Source organism: Roseburia sp. 1XD42-69 (genome assembly GCF_003612565.1).
In the GTDB taxonomy this organism is placed as follows: Bacteria; Bacillota; Clostridia; order Lachnospirales; family Lachnospiraceae; genus Roseburia_B.
Genome location: NZ_RAZG01000001.1, coordinates 65,361 through 83,837, shown reverse-complemented (window position 1 = coordinate 83,837; position 18,477 = coordinate 65,361). Strand labels below are relative to the sequence as shown.

Annotated in this window: 30 protein-coding genes; all 30 read left to right on the top strand. The window is 31.6% G+C overall.

Going from position 1 to position 18,477, the window contains the following annotated elements:
• Positions 1-55: 55 nt before the first annotated feature.
• Positions 56-826 carry a hypothetical protein gene (locus tag D7Y06_RS00550; RefSeq protein WP_120405888.1) on the top strand — a complete coding sequence of 257 codons (771 nt, stop codon included), beginning with the start codon at positions 56-58 and terminating at the stop codon, positions 824-826.
• Positions 827-927: 101 nt separating this feature from the next.
• The gene (locus D7Y06_RS00545; protein WP_004067774.1) at positions 928-1,296 is read left to right on the top strand and encodes a four helix bundle protein; all 369 of its coding nucleotides are present in this window, start codon (positions 928-930) and stop codon (positions 1,294-1,296) included.
• Between the two features lie 223 nt (positions 1,297-1,519).
• The gene (locus D7Y06_RS00535) at positions 1,520-2,557 is read left to right on the top strand and encodes an RNA-directed DNA polymerase (RefSeq protein ID WP_120405886.1); all 1,038 of its coding nucleotides are present in this window, start codon (positions 1,520-1,522) and stop codon (positions 2,555-2,557) included.
• Between the two features lie 14 nt (positions 2,558-2,571).
• On the top strand, positions 2,572-2,856 hold the full coding sequence (locus D7Y06_RS00530; RefSeq protein WP_147415548.1) for a hypothetical protein: 285 nt from the start codon (positions 2,572-2,574) through the stop codon (positions 2,854-2,856).
• A 32-nt stretch (positions 2,857-2,888) separates the two neighbouring features.
• A complete protein-coding gene (locus tag D7Y06_RS00525; protein ID WP_120405884.1) occupies positions 2,889-3,200 on the top strand; it encodes a hypothetical protein in 312 nt (103 codons plus the stop codon).
• A gap of 24 nt (positions 3,201-3,224) precedes the next feature.
• A complete protein-coding gene (locus D7Y06_RS00520) occupies positions 3,225-3,590 on the top strand; it encodes a hypothetical protein (RefSeq protein ID WP_120405883.1) in 366 nt (121 codons plus the stop codon).
• Between the two features lie 136 nt (positions 3,591-3,726).
• Positions 3,727-4,407 (top strand): hypothetical protein, encoded by a 681-nt coding sequence (locus D7Y06_RS00515; protein WP_147415547.1) that lies wholly within the window; start codon positions 3,727-3,729, stop codon positions 4,405-4,407.
• The gene (locus D7Y06_RS00510) at positions 4,408-5,187 is read left to right on the top strand and encodes an ADP-ribosylglycohydrolase family protein (protein WP_120405881.1); all 780 of its coding nucleotides are present in this window, start codon (positions 4,408-4,410) and stop codon (positions 5,185-5,187) included.
• A gap of 460 nt (positions 5,188-5,647) precedes the next feature.
• A complete protein-coding gene (locus tag D7Y06_RS25590; protein ID WP_158591168.1) occupies positions 5,648-5,815 on the top strand; it encodes a hypothetical protein in 168 nt (55 codons plus the stop codon).
• 6 nt (positions 5,816-5,821) lie between these two features.
• Positions 5,822-5,950 carry a hypothetical protein gene (locus D7Y06_RS27590; RefSeq protein ID WP_256387203.1) on the top strand — a complete coding sequence of 43 codons (129 nt, stop codon included), beginning with the start codon at positions 5,822-5,824 and terminating at the stop codon, positions 5,948-5,950.
• A complete protein-coding gene (locus tag D7Y06_RS00500) occupies positions 5,950-6,384 on the top strand; it encodes a hypothetical protein (protein ID WP_120405879.1) in 435 nt (144 codons plus the stop codon). The genes D7Y06_RS27590 and D7Y06_RS00500 overlap by 1 nt, the downstream gene beginning before the upstream one ends.
• A complete protein-coding gene (locus tag D7Y06_RS00495; RefSeq protein ID WP_120405878.1) occupies positions 6,371-6,616 on the top strand; it encodes a hypothetical protein in 246 nt (81 codons plus the stop codon). The genes D7Y06_RS00500 and D7Y06_RS00495 overlap by 14 nt, the downstream gene beginning before the upstream one ends.
• A 33-nt stretch (positions 6,617-6,649) precedes the next feature.
• Positions 6,650-6,928 (top strand): hypothetical protein, encoded by a 279-nt coding sequence (locus D7Y06_RS00490; protein WP_120405877.1) that lies wholly within the window; start codon positions 6,650-6,652, stop codon positions 6,926-6,928.
• 70 nt (positions 6,929-6,998) lie between these two features.
• Positions 6,999-8,330: an RNA ligase family protein gene (locus D7Y06_RS00485; RefSeq protein WP_120405876.1), complete on the top strand. Its 1,332-nt coding sequence runs from the start codon at positions 6,999-7,001 to the stop codon at positions 8,328-8,330.
• A complete protein-coding gene (locus D7Y06_RS00480; protein WP_120405875.1) occupies positions 8,323-9,234 on the top strand; it encodes an ATP-binding protein in 912 nt (303 codons plus the stop codon). The genes D7Y06_RS00485 and D7Y06_RS00480 overlap by 8 nt, the downstream gene beginning before the upstream one ends.
• 260 nt (positions 9,235-9,494) lie before the next feature.
• Positions 9,495-10,769: an RNA-guided endonuclease InsQ/TnpB family protein gene (locus D7Y06_RS00475; protein WP_158591167.1), complete on the top strand. Its 1,275-nt coding sequence runs from the start codon at positions 9,495-9,497 to the stop codon at positions 10,767-10,769.
• A gap of 134 nt (positions 10,770-10,903) precedes the next feature.
• Complete coding sequence (locus D7Y06_RS00470) at positions 10,904-11,218, top strand: hypothetical protein (protein ID WP_120405873.1); 315 nt, start codon at positions 10,904-10,906, stop codon at positions 11,216-11,218.
• Between the two features lie 66 nt (positions 11,219-11,284).
• Positions 11,285-11,488 carry a hypothetical protein gene (locus D7Y06_RS00465; protein ID WP_120405872.1) on the top strand — a complete coding sequence of 68 codons (204 nt, stop codon included), beginning with the start codon at positions 11,285-11,287 and terminating at the stop codon, positions 11,486-11,488.
• A gap of 48 nt (positions 11,489-11,536) precedes the next feature.
• Positions 11,537-12,022 carry a hypothetical protein gene (locus tag D7Y06_RS26805; RefSeq protein WP_243119024.1) on the top strand — a complete coding sequence of 162 codons (486 nt, stop codon included), beginning with the start codon at positions 11,537-11,539 and terminating at the stop codon, positions 12,020-12,022.
• A 4-nt stretch (positions 12,023-12,026) separates the two neighbouring features.
• Positions 12,027-12,482, top strand: a complete 456-nt coding sequence (locus tag D7Y06_RS26800) for a site-specific DNA-methyltransferase (protein WP_243119023.1) — start codon at positions 12,027-12,029, stop codon at positions 12,480-12,482.
• Positions 12,475-12,996 (top strand): hypothetical protein, encoded by a 522-nt coding sequence (locus D7Y06_RS00455; protein ID WP_120405871.1) that lies wholly within the window; start codon positions 12,475-12,477, stop codon positions 12,994-12,996. The genes D7Y06_RS26800 and D7Y06_RS00455 overlap by 8 nt, the downstream gene beginning before the upstream one ends.
• A gap of 51 nt (positions 12,997-13,047) precedes the next feature.
• Positions 13,048-13,260 (top strand): hypothetical protein, encoded by a 213-nt coding sequence (locus tag D7Y06_RS00450; RefSeq protein WP_120405870.1) that lies wholly within the window; start codon positions 13,048-13,050, stop codon positions 13,258-13,260.
• A 180-nt stretch (positions 13,261-13,440) separates the two neighbouring features.
• The gene (locus tag D7Y06_RS00445; RefSeq protein WP_199714587.1) at positions 13,441-14,277 is read left to right on the top strand and encodes a DNA-methyltransferase; all 837 of its coding nucleotides are present in this window, start codon (positions 13,441-13,443) and stop codon (positions 14,275-14,277) included.
• Between the two features lie 46 nt (positions 14,278-14,323).
• Positions 14,324-14,914 carry an HAD domain-containing protein gene (locus tag D7Y06_RS00440; protein WP_158591186.1) on the top strand — a complete coding sequence of 197 codons (591 nt, stop codon included), beginning with the start codon at positions 14,324-14,326 and terminating at the stop codon, positions 14,912-14,914.
• A 141-nt stretch (positions 14,915-15,055) separates the two neighbouring features.
• Entirely contained in the window at positions 15,056-15,823 is a 768-nt protein-coding gene (locus D7Y06_RS00435; protein WP_120406042.1) for a hypothetical protein, read from the top strand.
• 11 nt (positions 15,824-15,834) lie between these two features.
• Positions 15,835-16,158 (top strand): hypothetical protein, encoded by a 324-nt coding sequence (locus D7Y06_RS00430; RefSeq protein ID WP_120405867.1) that lies wholly within the window; start codon positions 15,835-15,837, stop codon positions 16,156-16,158.
• Positions 16,130-16,576, top strand: a complete 447-nt coding sequence (locus tag D7Y06_RS00425) for a hypothetical protein (RefSeq protein WP_120405866.1) — start codon at positions 16,130-16,132, stop codon at positions 16,574-16,576. Before D7Y06_RS00430 ends, D7Y06_RS00425 begins: the two co-directional genes overlap by 29 nt.
• Positions 16,573-17,385, top strand: coding sequence for a hypothetical protein (locus D7Y06_RS00420; protein WP_120405865.1), 813 nt, complete (start codon positions 16,573-16,575; stop codon positions 17,383-17,385). Before D7Y06_RS00425 ends, D7Y06_RS00420 begins: the two co-directional genes overlap by 4 nt.
• Positions 17,382-17,759, top strand: coding sequence for a DUF488 family protein, N3 subclade (locus tag D7Y06_RS00415; protein WP_120405864.1), 378 nt, complete (start codon positions 17,382-17,384; stop codon positions 17,757-17,759). Before D7Y06_RS00420 ends, D7Y06_RS00415 begins: the two co-directional genes overlap by 4 nt.
• Before the next feature lie 273 nt (positions 17,760-18,032).
• Positions 18,033-18,428 (top strand): hypothetical protein, encoded by a 396-nt coding sequence (locus D7Y06_RS00405; protein WP_120405862.1) that lies wholly within the window; start codon positions 18,033-18,035, stop codon positions 18,426-18,428.
• Positions 18,429-18,477: the final 49 nt, after the last annotated feature.

Below are 18,477 nucleotides of genomic sequence, written 5' to 3'. Positions count from 1 at the left end.
CAAGTGCAAAAAGAGAAGTATATATTAAACACACAAATAGAAAAGGAGAGATATTATGTGTAATTTTAAAAGTGGAATTATTTTGAAGAACAGGGTTGTTTTAGCACCAGAAGGAAATGAAAGTCATTCGGATTTGTTAGAGAATCTTGGGATTGAGGATACTCACATGAATGCATCTAAAACATTTGTAAGAGCAGAGTTAATTCCTAAAAATAATGATAAAATGACCAATGTAAAAGACTGGAGATATAAGGTCGATCAGGATATTGTACCTGATTGGTACGAAAGAGACCCAGAGAGATATGAGCAGGATTTTAGAAATGCAGTTGAAGAATATATGAATGAGTGGAGAAAACAGTTCAAATTTATTTGCGGGCATTATTGGACAAGTGTACAGGATGGAGATTGTACATATTACTTCATGAATGGAATTCTTAAAAAGTCAGAGTTTGGTAAAACAAATAATTATGTAGAATCTTATGTACGAAATGATCTTATTAATAGTGAATTGTCTGAGGATTTAAAGAAAGAATTTGGAGATAAACTTGTTCCGATTTCTCTTGATTTGACTTCTATGGATGGATTTAAAGATTATGGAAGTGTTGAAGGCGATATTTTAGCAATCCCAAATATTCAGTTGCTTATGAAGTTTGGTGAAAGTATTCCGTTGATTGATAATTGGTATTGGCTTGCTAATCCTAATCAGACACCGAAGAGAAACGATGCCCTCTGTGTTCAGTACGTTGGCTCCTGTGGCAATGTGGGCTACAACGGCTGTTTCTGGAATGACAAGGGTGTGCGTCCGTTTTTCATCCTTCAATCTTAAATCTTTGAATCTTGCAAAAAACTATCGGGTAGCCAGTAACTAGGAATGCGTCAGCATTCCGTAGGTAGCCGATGAGCAACTGAAAGGAGCAGGGAAAACCAGTGAGCGAAGCGAAACTGGATGTTATTGTAAAAGCAATAAATCTTATGGAATATACTATGACAATTACATCAAACCGAAAGAGGTATCCAGTTAAGCATTTAACATTGGTAAAACGCATCCAAAATCGCTGTATGGATATATATGAATATTTGCTTGATGCAAATAGGCTGAAATTGGATACTTCAAAATCGGAACGCCAAGAATTACAAACAAAAGCAATTTCATGTTGTGATAAGTTGTCTTGTTATGTGGAACTTTCTATGAAATTGAAATTAATTGGAAGTGATACAGTAGGATATTGGCAGAAACAAATAAATGATGTGAAATATATGAGTATTGCATGGCGTTCAAAAGATAAAGAGAGATAATTTTAGGTTGTTTGTTGTATGACCCACTATGTTCAATACGTTAACTCCAATGGCAATGTGAACTATAACGACTGCAACTGGAATGACAAAGGCGTGCGTCCGTTCTGGATCGGAAGACGAATGAAAGTAAGAGAAACACTGAAATTAGAGTCCCGATATCAAAAGAATAAACAACCTTTCCTAACACGAAGATGTCAGGATAAATATAAAGGAACAAAATATTATGATAGAAGATAAATCAGATTTTGAAAAAGTAGTAGATTTCGGCAATTTGTATCAAGCATTTTTAAAATCTAAATCAGGTAAAGGTTTTTCAAAAAGCAGTCAGAAATTTCAAGTAGCAGCTCTTGATGGAATCCATCAAATAAAGAGAAGATTAAAAACAAAGACATATCAAGTATCAAAATACAATGAATTTACGATATATGAGCCAAAAGAAAGGGTCATTAAGTCGTGCTCATTTGTAGATAAAATTGTACAGCATAGTCTATGTGATAATGTATTGATTCCAAGGTTGAGTAATGAGTTTATTCAAACAAACTACGCTGGGCAAATTGGCAAAGGTACATTATTTGGCTTAGATTGTCTGAAAGCACAAATGTATTTGGCATATCAGAAGTATGGTTATGATTGTTGGATTGTGAAAGCTGATATCAGTAAGTTCTTTTATAATATCAATCACGATATTTTGAAGGATATTTTGAAATATTTTATAGAAGATAAAGAAGTGTATTGGCTGTGTGAGAAGTTTATTGATAGTACTGAGGGAGTAGGGCTTCCTTTAGGCAATCAGATTAGTCAGGTTTATGCACTTCTATATTTATCAGGGTTGGATCACTTCATCACAGGAGAGCTTGGTGTCAAATACTATGGTAGATACATGGATGATTTTTATTTGATAGTCCAGGACAGAGAGTATGCTAAATGGTGTTTGTCTGTAATTTATGAGTTTGTATATACACTAGGTCTTGAATTGAATGGAAAAACTCAGATTATTCCATTTAAGAATGGAATTAAGTTTTGTGGTTTTCATACATATGTGACTTCTAATGGAAAAGTGATTCGTAAGTTGAAGAATGAGAATAAGCGTGCTGCTAAGAAGAAATTTAAGAAAATGGTTGGATTAGTAAAGTGTGGAAAATTGGGCAAAGAGAAATTTTATGAAAGCTATAATGTATGGAAGAATCATATATCGCATGGTAATTGTGTGAAATTGGGATATGAGATGGATAGATGTGTAGAAGAGTTGTTTGGAAAATAAAAGAGAGGTTTATTATGAATTACGAGGTAGAAGATCAGTATAACATTTTTGTCAAAGATGTAGAAACAGGTTTACTTTCTCACGAATTATATTTAAGAGAAGACGAGTACGAAGATGAATATTCTCACAGTGCGATTGATAGAGGACATATATTATTATCTGAAAGAATTAGAAAATATCTGCATGATAAATTACCCAATCAGTATTGTTTATTTGTAGATTGGTGTGTTCGTGTTATATCTGTAGAGATGGCAGAAAAGAAAAATATTAGCAATTATAAAAACTATATTGTTAAGTAGTTGAAGCACGAGTTTTAAGGAGGGAAAAATTTATGAAATTACATTTAGTAGATACGAATAATAAACGTGATAAACTTTTTGAGATAAATTGTAACCAAGATTATTATAAGATATGGAAACAAATAGATAAAATTATTGATGAATATAAATATAGTATCGTTGGTTATACAATTCCCAAAATTGATAAAGAAAACCGTATTGTTATAGTTCATTGGATTGAACTTTTTGGCACCTTATCTACTCCTTATTTGGAAATTTTAGAATGTACAGATAAAACTTTACAAGAGTTTGATTATCAAATACAAAGACATAAAAAGATTAAAGATTCAAAAAGAAAGCATTGATTTTCTGTTTAAATAGGTGACAAAATGAAGAAATATAAAGCAGGTAGTTTTTGTTATAATGAAGAAATTGTTTATTATACAGATGATTTTATTAGTTTTTATAAAGAGAATGATGAAGAATTAACAAAAGACGATATGGAAGAATGGGCTGTTTGGATTAATAGTCCTTGGTCACAAGTACATGAAAAATATGAAATTAAATGTAATTGTAAAGATGCATATATGCAGATGAAAGAAAATGAACCCGTTTGGAAATGTGAATATTCTATTGTTGATTACGAGGGGATTTCTATATCTGTAATAGGATATGGAAATACTGAATTTGAAGCTTTGGAGAACTGTAAAGATCATTTTAAAATGTTACAAGAAAAATATAACACAGAAAATTAGAGTATTTAATAAAATTTCCGTTTCAAAGGAAGGTGACTAATATAAATATTGTATATGATTGGATAGAAACTTTATAAGAGAAAGTAAACAAAGAGAATTAGAAATACGAAGGAAAATTGACGAACAAAAAACTATTATGAAAACAATTACTAATGAAGAAGATTGTGTTGTTGATAATTTTTGCATGACTTTACAAAGGCATTCTTTGAGTTGGGGTGATTATATTGCATGTTTAGATAAAGTAAATCAAGCATTATTGGCCGGAATACCATTAAGAGAAATAATTTATAACTATTTAGAAAATAAAAAATGTTCAAGTTATGGAGGAGAGAATATGATGGATTATTATGTTAGAGCATTTAATACAGAAATGTTACCAATTGAAAAAATTTTAGCATGTAGAGAGAAAGATATTAAAATTGTAGATGTCAATCCAATTGTGCCAAACAAGGTTGTAGAAGTAACTTTTGCAGATGGAACAAAAGAGAAATCTGTATGTAGAGAACCTGATACATTCAGTTTGGAGTCTGCAATTTCTATCTGCATTTCAAAGAAAATTATGGGTGGATCTTCAGCTTATAATAATGCGATTAAACGTGGTATGAAGGTCTATGAGAAGAAGTTAGAGTTTGAGAAGCATCAGAAGGAAGAACAAGAGCGAATTGAGAAGAAACGTGCCAAGAGACTTGCTTATAAGGAACGTAGAACAGTTAAGAAACGTGAAGAACAGATTGCGATTCAGACAGAAGCATATCTGAGGGCTATGAAAGCGATGGATGACTCTAAGAACGTGGTTGTAAATGAGGAGAATAATTAAATGGCGATAGTTGGAGCAATTTTAGGTGATATAGCTGGTTCTCAATATGAGTTCCAGCGTCCTAAAAATTTGAATTGGAAGAAATGTGAACTGTTCACTGATAACTGTTATTTTACGGATGATACGGTTATGACACTGGCTGCTAAATTAGCAGTCAAAAATAATATTCCGTTTGCTGATTCCTATAGAAAGTTAGGTAGACAATATCCAAATGCAGGATATGGAGGAATGTTTGATTCTTGGCTAAGATGGGATGATGAGAAACCATATAACAGCTTTGGCAACGGATCAGCAATGCGGTGTTCATATATTGGAGAATATTTCAATACAGAAAAAGAAGTAATAGAATGGGCGACAAAATCAGCAGATTGTACACACAATCACCATGAAGGAATCAAAGGTGCAGTTGTAACATCCATGTGTATTTATATGGCAAGGACAGGAGCGTCTAAAGCTGAAATATTCAATTATACAAAAATACAATATCCGATGGATTTCTATAAGTACAGTGTCGAATATGAACTGGATGAGTATAGAGATACATATAGGTGGGATGTTACTTGTCAAGGAAGTGTGCCAGTGGCAATCAGATGTTTTTTGGATAGTGAAGATTATGAGTCGTTTTTGAGAAATGTTTATTCACTTCCTTGTGACATGGATACATTGTGTGCTATTGGTGGAGGTATTGCAGAGGAATTCTATCATGGCACTGGATTTGATGAAGAATGGTTGTTGAAAAATTATTTGGATGGGGACTTGTATAGAATTGTAAGGTTATGAATGTTAAAAGATGAGGTCAAAGCATCGCTAACTTTGACCTCAATACAAAGAATAGTAGCACATTCTTTGTGTGGTAGTGGGTTGATATTGTAATGATATGTATATAGCTGATAGTTACTTTTTCTTCCTATTAAACTTGAGGTGTAACTTAATTTTGGATTTTCTATAAGAAGTTTCTAAATCAAATTCTGTTGGCTCTAGTTTATTGATCTTATTGAGAATTGAAATTATAAAAATTCCAATAGTAATAATAGGAATAATTGTTAAAAAAATTATACACAAATATGCAATCATATCAGCTACCTCCGACTAAAGATTTTGGTAACTTAAGTTAATCAAGTTCGAAGTCATAAATAGCAAATGATATACATATCTATCAACTTATAAAAATTATATCATGACGTTTGCAAAAATACAATTGTTGAAATCTGCGATTCATATGGAGAGAGGTGATAAATACATGATAGAAACTGTTAGTGAAAATGACCATAAGGTATTTAAAGAAAAAGTAGATAGGCTAATTTTACAAGGATATAAAATTTCTTCTACCAATTGTGGTTATGCTGGAGAAGTTGGTGGAAATGTATACGATTGCGAATACTGGATGGCGATTTTGATTAAGGAGTAAGTGAATATGGAAGATGTTAATATTATTATCAAAGACGCTTTTGGCAGAGAAATCAAAACCAACACAGATCAGATTGAGGAAGATGTTTTGCGAATGAGAATGGGATTGGAACCACAGGAACAGGATGGTGACTAATGCGTAGAAGATTAATAGGAAATGTTTGCATTGGTATTGGGAATCCATCGCCAGTAATTTTTGATAACGAATGGACAGATAATGAAAAGTTCAATGAGACTGCAAAACTATTTTTTGAAGATGCTCTAAATTCATTAAAAGATGAAATTATTGATGATATTGGCGGTTTCGATTTCAAAATAGAATTAGAAGATAACAGATTTAGAATTTTATTTGGTATGGAACCATCATATATGTATGATCCATATATTTGTTATTGCTTCGATAGCAAAAAAGAGAAGAGTTATATACATAAGGGGCAGTCAAGTGGATATTATGGTTCTGATATTAAAATCAAATCAAAGAAGAGTTATAAGAGATGTGGTAAAGAATTTAGAGAATGTATAGATAAGCATTGGGATAATTTGATGAGGTGTTTAAGTGAGGTTAATTGATGCAGATGGGTTTAAAAATTTTTTACAAGCATTGGTAAAAGCTGGTGCGCCTTATGATGATGTAATTTCTTTATTGGATAAAGAAAAAACTGCTTATGACATAGAAAATGTCGTAGCCGAAATGAAAGCAAAATCAAGGAAAATGGATACTGTTAGTGTTCCACATAAGTATTATAGAGCAATAGGAACACGAGCATGTGAGAGTATTATTAGAAAAGGTGGAGTCAATTAAACTTGCATTTCATTGGGAGAAAAGGAGAAAAATATGAGCATGTATTCTTATATACAGGGATTGAAACCAAAAACAGAAGAGTATGAAAAGAAATTACACATTTATAATGCCTGTAAAGAAATTAATATATCACCTCCAGATGAAATACTGAAATTTTTTGATGGAGAAATATGTGAAGATGGAATTGTAACAGAATTACCTAAAGATGCAATAAGAGAATATGCAGATGATTGTTGTAGAGATTTTTTTGAAGTGGACTTAACTAAAATCCCATCTGATGTAACAAAGATTAGATTTGTAAATTCATATTAAATAAAAGAAAGGATAAAATCAGAAGTTCCTATAGGTGAAAAGTGCGCACAGCTTATGACGGTAAGCAAATTTGGAACAGAATAGAGTAAATGGATATTGTGGATATATAACAACGATTAAGCAGCTTAGAAAACATAGTAATGCTGATAGATTGCAGTGTGCAACAATCTTTGGAAATAATGTAATTGTAGATTTGAATTATACAGAAGGACAGAGAGTAATTTATTTCCCTGTGGATGGACAATTAAGTGAAGAGTTTGCATGTGATAATAATCTTGTTCGTTTAAAGGACGAAAACGGAAATAATGTTGGAGGATATCTTGATCCTGATAAGAGAAATATCACAGCTCTTAAACTTAGAGGTGAAAAGTCAGACGGGCTTGTATTGCCAATCGAAGTATTAAGTAAATATGTAGATGTAAAAACATTATCAGATGGTGACCAGATTTCTATGTTGGATGGACATGAAATTTGTAGAAAATATATTCCGCATTCTAATCGGAGAAGATGTGAAAACAATTCCACTGGTAATAAAAATAGAAATAGGAAAGAAGAGAAGGAAAAAGTTTCTTATCCATTTTTTGTAGAGCATATTGATACTGCGCAGCTTGCATATAATCAGAATGCTTTTAGAGAGGGCGATACCTGTTACATAACACTTAAAATGCATGGTACATCTGCTAGAACTGCAAATGCTATTGAGATTGTAAAAAAGAAGAGACATTTTATTTTAAAGAAGGTATTCAAAATTAGGGATAAAGAGATTAAGCGATTTGCAGTTGTTAGTGGGACAAGAAGAACCACATTAAGAAATTATGAAGGTGGCTATTATGGTAGTAATGCGTTCAGACAGAAATATCAGGACTTTTTTAAAGATAAACTTCCAAAAGGTGTAGAAGTATTCTATGAGATTGTTGGATATACAGAAGGCGATCAGACAATTATGGGAAGATGTTCAAATAAACTTGTCAAAGATAAGGAATTTGAAAAACAGTATGGTAAGGAAACTGTATTCTCATATGGGTGTAAACCAGGCGAAAATGATATTTATGTATATCGAATGACTATGACAAATGAGGATGGATTTGCTGTAGAACTTCCTTGGGAGCAGGTACAGATTGAATGTGAGAAGCTAGGGATTAAGTGTGTTCCTACTTTTGAGAAATTTGTATTTACTACATGGGAAGATCTGATGGAGAGAGTGGAGAAGTATTATGATGGTGCTGATCCGATTGGCAAGACCCATGTAAGAGAAGGAGTTGTAGTGAGAATTGACAATCGAGAGAAATTTACGGCATATAAACATAAGAATTTCAGTTTTAAGGTACTTGAAGGGATTATTAAGGATAAAGCGGATACTCCAGATATGGAGGAAGCAGAGGAGTTAGTTATAAATGAATAATACAAAACCAACTTTTGTTATGATGGTAGGTTTGCCTGGCTCTGGTAAATCTACCTATGCAAAAGAATTATCAAATGATTTAGAAGCAATAATTTGTAGTTCAGACACAATTAGAAAAGAATTGTGTGGTGATATAAATTCGCAGGATAAAAATGAAGAAGTTTTTAAAGTTTTACATGATAGAATCAAGGGGAATTTAAAAGAAGGTAAAAATGTTATTTATGATGCTACCAACATCAATTCAAAAAGGCGTAGAGCATTTTTATCTGAATTAAAAAATATTCCTTGTTATAAAAAGTGCGTTATTATGGCAACACCGTTTGCTGAATGTTGTAATAGGAATGATTCAAGAGATAGAAATGTTCCATATGATGTGATCAAAAGAATGTATATGAATTGGAATACACCCTATTGGTTTGAAGGGTGGGATGATATTTCAATTGAATTTAAAGATGATATTCGTAAGGTGATGGGATGTTGGGTAAATAATCATTTAAATTATGAGCAGGATAATCCACATCATTCAATGACTCTTGGATTACATTGTAGAAAAGTAAGTGCATTTTTAGCACAAGATAAACTATTGGAATGTGCTGGTTTTTTACATGATTGTGGGAAACCGTTTACAAAGACTTTTGTAAATTCAAAAGGAGAAACAACGAATATAGCACATTACTATCAGCATCATTGTGTAGGTGCATATGACAGTCTGTTTTATTTATATCCGTCTGGTGTAGATAAATTAGATGTATCAATTTTGATTAATTTACATATGTTTCCGTACTTTTGGGAAAAAGATAAAGAACATGGAGAAGATACAATGTCAAAATATGAGCGATTTTGGGGCGAATGGTTGTATGATAAAGTAATGAAGTTACATAGAGCAGATAAAATGTCACATTAATAAGCAATAAATTCGAGATTTTATTGGAAAAATGGTGGAAAAAATCCACCAACAATTAGTATAAACTACGGTAGATTTTGCTGCCGAAAGGTGATAGATATATTCTAATCACTAAAATCTATGTAATTTTATATATATAATATTGCATTGATACAAAGTTGCTATAGTCTAATTTGATGTAACGGACTTTGTATTTTTTATAAAATTATATAGATACAAAGTCAAAATTGCTTATGATACAAAACAGGAGGCAAAATAGATTGATATTAACAAGAAAAATTCAAATAATTCCATTAGGAGAAAAAGAAGAAATAGATAGGGTTTATAAATATCTTAGAGATGGTATTTTCTATCAGAATAAAGCGATGAATCAATATATGAGTGCGTTATACATTGCTGCAATAAAAGATATTTCTAAAGAAGACAGAAAAGAATTAAATAGATTATATTCAAGAGTAAGTAATAGTAAAAAAGGGAGTGCTTATGATAAATCAATAGAATTTGCAAAAAATATGAATTTAGGATATGTAGTGAAACAAGTAAAACAAGACTTTGCAAATTCATGTAAAAATGGGTTGCTATGTGGGAAAGTCTCTCTGCCAACATATAGAAAAAATAATCCATTATTAGTCCATGTTAATTTTGTGAGATTACGAAGTACAAATTATCACCAAGACAATGGAATGTATCATAATTATGAATCACATACAGATTTCTTAGATCATCTGTACTCAAAAGATTTAGAAGTATTTATTAAATTTGCAAACAATATTACATTCAAAATGATTTTCGGTAATCCACATAAATCAGCATATTTACGAAGCGAAATTCAGCAGATATTTGAAGAGAACTATAAGGTGTGCGGATCTTCTATTCAAATTGATGGTAAGAAAATTATTTTAAATCTTAGTATGGATATCCCCAAGCAAGAACTAGAATTGGATGAAAATATAGTTGTTGGTGTAGATTTAGGACTTGCTATACCTGCTATGTGTGGATTGAATACAAATGATTATATAAGACAATCTATTGGTTCTAAAGATGATTTTTTAAGAATTAGAACACAATTACAGTCACAGAGAAGAAGATTACAAAAATCCCTAGCATCAACATCTGGTGGGCACGGTAGACAAAAGAAATTAAAACCATTAGAGAAATTAAAAGACAGAGAAAGAAATTTTGTAAAAACATATAACCATTATGTCAGTAAAAATGTTGTAGATTTTGCAGTTAAGAACAAAGCAAAATACATAAATGTAGAAGATTTAAGCGGTTTTGATTCAAATCAATTTATATTAAGAAATTGGAGTTTTTATGAACTTCAACAGTTTATTACATATAAAGCTGCCAAATATGGAATAGAAGTAAGGAAGATAAATCCATATCATACTTCACAGATTTGTAGTTGTTGTGGACATTGGGAGGAGGGACAGAGGATTGATCAGGCACATTTTAAATGTAAATCTTGTGGTGCAGAGTTAAATGCAGACTTTAATGCAAGTAGAAATATTGCTATGTCAACGGATTTTGTTTAATAAATCTGTTGTAAGTAATCAGGTGATTTTGCATCTGAAAGTTGAGAGATATTGTACTCAACAAAATTATGTTAATTAAACATAATACAAAAGCTGATAGGTAGTCAAGTGTAAAATAGTAAAGGAGAAATTATATGGAAGATAATAAGATAACAGATGAACAGCTTGACAAGATGGTGAAAACAGTCTTGAGTGATGAAAAAATGACCAAGAAAATGTTGAAAGATTTTGGGTACGAAGTAAAGGAGTATAATCCAGAAGATTTGGCATATATCGTTTATGCTATTACTCAACATGGCGGACTGAAAGATCAAGTAAAGGTATCAAAAACAATTTACATGGTAGATCAGATTGCAAAATTTTCTACTCAGCATAGTAAATTTGAAGATGTCGGTAAATTTGCAATGGATATTTTAAAGGAATGTGGTGTAATTAACTATAATGAATAACCATGAAAAATCTGTTTCATCAAGAGGAGGTGAAAAGAAATAGTAACAAGAGAGGTTAATATAGAAATGAATCCACAGGAATTAGCTGAAGAGTTCTGGAATATGGATTCAGCGCAACAAGCAGATTTTTTCAATATATTAGCAGATATTATTGAAGAAAATCAAGGTAGAGGAATGATGCAATTAGATTACATAGTAATGGAAAATGCGTTATATCCGCATGGTGCAAGATTAATAAATTTGTTAGCAGATAAAATCAAGGAAGTTTAAGAAAAATAACACAGAAAGGAACAAAGGTGTTGCAACCGTAAGATGATCATGCCTTTCTGGGAAAAGAAAATATTTGAGAATAATAATTATGAATTATGGCAAGGTGATTGTCTAAAACTGATGGATGATATTCCTGATAGATCTATAGATGCAATTATCACAGATCTTCCGTTTGGGCAGACCGCCAGGAATGCTTGGGATATAGTAATTCCATTTAATGACTATATAACTTTAGAAGTGAGAAAGAAACCAAAGGTATTTTATAAAGATGATTTTCTTTTGTGGTGTTATAAGCAAGGAGAAACTAATTATAATGGTGCGCTTGCGTATTTTGAAGAAAATAAGTCTATAGGGTTATGGACTCAATATAAAAGAATTATTAAAGATAATGGCGCAATTATTCTATTTGCAAACGGAATGTTTACCGCTGATCTTATGGAGAGCAATCGTGAGATGTGGAAATACAATCTCATTTGGGAGAAAATACAATCTCATTTGGGAGAAAACACAACCTACAGGGTTCCAGAATGCTAATAGAATGCCAATGAGAAACCATGAGGATATGTGTGTTTTCTATAAGAAACAACCAACGTATAATCCTCAGAAAACAAGTGGATACATCAGGAAAGTAAGTACAGCGTCCCACAAAAGAAATAGTAAGCAGTCAACAAATTACAACGAAATCAAAAATCATACATATGACAGTACAGAGAGATTTCCTAAGTCAGTTTGGCTATTCGCCAAAGATACCCAAAAGTGTGCATTAACTCCAACTCAAAAGCCAGTAGCATTAGTAGAAGAAATTATTAAAACTTATACTGATGAGGGCGATACTGTGCTTGATTCAACGGCTGGTAGTATGACAACTTGCGTAGCTACTATTAGGACAGCCAGGAAATGTATTTGTATTGAGAATGATGAAGAGATATTTAATATTGGTAAAAATAGAATTTTGGAATGTGTAAAAGGAAGGTGTGATGTAAATATTGTATAGTGACACCATAGAAGAAAAATATGAAAATCTGAAATATAAGTATGAAAAATTACAAAAAGAATATGGGGATTTGCAAAGAGAATATAGAAAAACAGATGATAAATTATATAGTGCTAATTTTCGAATAAAACATGAGTTAGAACCGAGGATTCAATCTGAAAGAAATGCATATGATCGTTACATATTGAGTGGTGGAGATTCATGTTTTAGTCAAGGGATAAATGGTGGATGTGGTTTTCATTGTTCGAATTTTGGAGAAGAAGAAAATTGCAAGGAAGTTATTTCTGAAATAACTAATGATGAACTACTCAAATATTATACAGATAATGAAGCATTTGATTCTGTTCCTATTGTTAGAGAAGAATTAGTAAGTAGGGGATTAGAAAAAGAAGTAAAAAGTATTGATGAACAGTATTGTAGACAATGTATCGAAGACTTGAATAAGAAGATTTTTGGTACAAAACAAACAATAAAATTATATGAAAATGTCCTAGTAAATGGATATCAAGATTAGCAGTTGAAAAGCCAATTTCAAAGCAAAAAATTTAATTAAAGGAGAAAGAGTATGGATAGTAATATCAAAAAGAAATTAGAGGAATGGGTGAAAGATCATTATAAACAATATTCTACTGGGTGGACATCAGAGAGATCAGCGGGAAATTATGATGATTGCTTTAATGATGGATATGAATCTGGAACAAGTTGGGCAGCATATCAGATTGGTTGTATTTTAGGAATGGAACTAGAGGAACCTGACGAGCCAGAAGAAGAATATTAAGCAATAAAAATTTCGATTCATTGATAGTTGAGAAGTAGAAGTAACAAATAAGCAAATGCAAAGCAAATAAAGAAAAAGATTAGGAGGAAATGAGGTTTCTGCGCAGAATAAATCCGGATTTACTCCTAAATAAGAATGGAATATCAAAAGAAAATCAAATGTGAATTATATAGGGACTCTATGCAAAATTATAAGAAGTATGCAATTCCACCTGCTCAGTTAATTATTGCAGATGTTCCATATAATGTAGGAAATAATTTTTACGGTTCAAATCCGATGTGGTACAACGGAGGAGACAATAAAAAAGGTGAAAGCAAATTAGCTGGTAAAGCAGCGTTCAACTCTGATTTCAATTTTAATCTATATGAGTATTTTCATTTTTGTTCCAAGATGCTGAAAAAGGATGATACTAGACCCGTTCCAAGAGGTCGGAGCAGTAATTCACCTTGTATGATTGTATTTTGCTCATTTGAACAGATTCAGACACTCATCAAAGCAGCAGAGAAGCATGAATTTGTTCATTACATTCCGCTGATCTTTTGTAAGAATTATAGTCCACAGGTGCTTAAAGCGAATATGCGTGTTGTAGGAGCCGCTGAGTATGCACTTCTGTTATACAGAGATAAATTGCCTAAATTCAGAAATGGACTTCAAATTGACGAGAATGGCAAGAATATTCCAGGTACAGGACATATGATTTTTAATTGGTTTGATGGTGGGAATGAAGATGAATGGGGAAGAACTTATTATAACAACAGTACATATATGATGTGGGAAAAAGATAAGGGGAAAGAGATACCTAAGATTCATCCAGCTCAGAAGCCAGTAGCAGTTCTGAAACGATTGATTGAAATATTTACTGATCCTGGTGATGTAGTTATTGATCCGTGTTGCGGAAGTGGAACTACATTAAGAGCTGCTTATGAACTTGGTAGAAGTGCTTATGGTTTTGAAATTGACCGTAATTTCTACCAGAGAGCAAAAGATGAAATGTTGAATTTTGCAAAAGAGGAATAGTACATATAGACTTAAATCATCGGTTTCATGGTAGGAGGTGTGATTTATAAAACAAAAAATTATATTTCTTGATGTTGATGGTGTATTAAATGGGTATGATTTTTGGTCTTTATTAGGCTGGAATGTGTCTTGTTTGTTGCACATACAAGATTGGTATAGAAAACATATAAGAAATTCATTTACCATTCATAAAGAAAAGATTAAGTACTTATCTAAGATTGTGGCTGCAACAGATTCAAAAGTTGTAATGTCAAGTAGTTGGCGTGGTGGATTTTGGAATGTACCATATGAAGAGAAAACAGATGATCAGAAGTTGCTAACAGATTTGCTAAATAAATACAATATTGAAGTTATTGATATTACACCAAAATCATCCGATGGTAGGCGTGATAAAGAAATATTATCTTGGCTATCAAAACACCAAAACGAAGTAGATAACTTTGTAATTCTTGATGATGAGTGCTTTGATTTAGAGTGTTTTAAAGACACACACTTAGTACAAACGTCATCGGTGAAAAAAGGAAAACTGATTATGTGTCCTTGGTTTAAAAATAGAGGATTAAAGAGAAAACATATGAGAAGAGCGATTTGGATATTAAATAATAAAGATTTAATAGATTTACCAGCTCATAATTGATTTCTTCCATTCGGCAGATAATCACCTTAACAATTCTAACGATTTCCTATAGATGATAGGAATGATGTTTATGACAAGCAGTAGTGTAGATACTTCCTTGTATATAACGAGGGGAGAATTACACTAAAAAAAGGAATGGTGGTGATAAATATCAAAAAAGGTTTTGGAAAAAGATTTAAACATGGAGATATTGTTTATTGGTGTAATAAAAGTAGAAATGAATATAGTGTTCAATATGGCAGAGTAGACGAACAATTTTCTGATGCTGTATGTATAGATCTATTGGAACCAAAAGAAACAAGATATATAAATGGAGTTCCAATTGATGAATTTAAGGATAACCAAAAATATAGAAAACTTCCTAAAGGCTGGACACATAATACAAAATTGTTTGATTTGGAATGGAAAACTGATTCTGAAGATGAAAAATTATTTAAAGAATTATGTGTGCGAATAGATGATCCAGAGTCAATTAAGAAAGCATATGAATCAGGTTTGCTTGTTAAATCCAATAAGATTTTTCATGGAAATATTGAAACTGATATTACCAAAGAAGGATTTCGCATCATTAAGAAATACCCTATGTGGCAACATCATATAACTCATGTGAGCATCAGGCCAGATAAAGTGTATTTTACATATCAAGAGGCAAAGGCTGAAGTAGAAGAGTATCTTGCAGAATTTAGAAGACAAGCTACATTGTCTGATTATGAATGGGCAGTAGAGGAGATTGACAAAACTCTTAATCATTGGAAAGTATTTCAGGATGCTACAGATGAGGAAGTGAATGCGTATCGTGAATGGTTACTTTCTATGAAAAATGTAGAAGAAATTGAAACGAGAATCAGTTTTGGAAATATTCAGTGGAAATATGAAAAGAACAAGAAATGGAACAATATTGTTTTGTGAGGAGAAATAGAATGAGTAGTATTATTAACGGTGTTGCATCTGAGTATGATATGCAGAAAGTATCAAGAACTTATGAAAGTAATAGTAAATTACCACAAACAAACTGCAATATTCCAATGCCAAATATTAAAAACACTGGTGAAAAAATTTGTGAGAACTGTGATAAAGAAGACGTGTGTATGTACAAAGAAGAGTGTATGAAAGCAGTAAAAGATATTTTAGATATTGAAAGTAGGGCTAACGTATTTATCAGGACTCATATTGATTGTAAAAAGTGGAGTAAAAAATCTGTTGGAATTAATATGAATGATATTTTATACAGACAAAAAGGTTAGCATTGTAATAAAAAAATACAAAGAGAAATATAAAACAGGAATGATCTTCAGAAGTAAGAAATACCCCTGGGCAGACATTATAATCGATTATGTTAGTTATAATCGTATGGCTGAAAATTCTTATGAGTTCAATACATATTCGATTATTGACTGGCATAGAGCGAATGGTATTGAGTTTGACAAATTCGTATGTAGAAGAAAAGGTTATGATTATGATCCAAGAGAATATGGGCGAATGGATTTTAGAGATAAAACAACATTTCCATATCCTTCTTGGGGTGAGATGAAACCTAAGTCAATGGATGCTTATATTAAAAAGTATGAACTTGAGTATGTAGGAATGAGTGATAGAGAAATCACAGTATATCAAGATGATGAAGCAGAGTATTCATCAGGATTTAAGAATAAGTACGAATGAATTTTTCATTTCCTTGCCATTTAGAAAGAGGTGATAAAACGGATAGATTAGGAGAAATAAGAATCAATAACCAGGGAACAAAAATGAAAATTATCGCTTATCGTAAACGAAATGACATGGATGTGGAATTTTTAGATGATTTTCATTATGTGAAAAGGCATAGTGCATATTCAAATTTTGTAAAAGGTACTATTAAAAATCCATATGATAGATCTGTATTTGGTATTGGTTATATTGGTGATGGTAAGTGGAAAGTTAAACATAATGGTAAATTTTCAAGAGTTTATTTATGTTGGATGCACATGATCGAAAGGTGTTACTACGACAAAAATCAGGAACTTCATCCTTCATATTATGATAAATGTACTGTATGTAATGAATGGTTAAATTATCAGCTATTTGCAGATTGGTATAAGGAAAGAGAATATGAATGTGATGGGAGACTACACTTAGACAAAGATATAAAATGTCCTGGGAATACTGTTTATGCACCAGAAAAATGTTTATTAGTTCCACAACGAATTAATATGCTTTTCTTAAATAAACCAAATAAACGTGGTCTTCCAAATGGAATTAGAAAAAATTCTTGTGGATATTTGGCAAAGTATAATCAAATGGAATTAGGAGTATATAACTCTGTTGAGGAAGCATATTCCGTATACGCCAGTAAAAAGAAAAAAGATATTATAAATATTGCAAATGAGTACAAAGAGATTATTCCAGACGAAGTGTATCAAGCACTGTTGAAATATGAAGTATCTATTGTTCATGATAAAAATTATGTGGGGGATGAAATGAATAGTAAATGATATACACGAGTTATTTTGCAAAGCTAAAAGAGTTAGAAAATCATAACATTATACCAATCTCAATCTGTGGTAAAGCACCTGACTGGTATAAGGGATTACAGTATAAAAAGTTGGCTCCAAAGTATGGATTCTTCATGGAATGGAAAAAGAATCATGATAATGACTATTATATAGAGCGTTTTAAAGTTGAGGTTCTGGATGTTTTAGATGCTGCCACTGTAATTAAGGAATTAAATTATTTAGTTCCGAATGTAAATGGCAAAGACATTGCACTGATTTGTTATGAGAAACCATCAGATTTTTGTCACAGATATTTGGTAGCTGAGTGGTTAAATCAGAACGGATTTCAGTGTGAGGAATGGAGAAGAAAATGATTAAAAGGATTATGGATTTGTTTTGCAGACATAAAAATAGTGAGGTGGTTTGCTGGCATTGGACTCACGGATATAACGATAATGATATCCGTTTTTTAGAAATAGAATTAAAATGTAAATATTGTGGAAAATACTTTTTTCGTTACATAAAGATTGGGATGAGTGTGAAAAATTCATAGAAAAACATAAAGATAAAAGATGGTCAGATACATGTAAACCAGTGTTAGATTGATGCCAGAAAACAACTCTTTCATTGGGAAAATTGGAGGATTTATGAATTGTAAAACATGTAAAAATTATACAGGCGATTGTGGACATCATCATATAGATAGTGATAATCATACTAATTTTGATATTCCAGCAGAATCGGCTACAGATAAGTATGGTGAGTGTTATTTTTATAAAGAAAGCAGGGATGATTTTCAAGTAGCATGGGATTATTTAAATTCATTAGTTGCTGTTAGAAAATTTAGTTTTCATGAAGCAGAAAGTATAAAGAATAGAATTAATGAGATGTATAGTGATATTAAAGATTTAATTGGATATTGGTTTTCTACATTAGAAGATGAAGGATGTGAACCTTGGAAAACAGAAAAATGTGTAAACATAGCAAATAAATATGAATATACAAAGGAAGATTATCAAAATTATTTAAGGACGATTTGTTGAAATTTTGCTTTCATTGGCACGTTATTACTTTTTCTTTTTGGAAGATTTA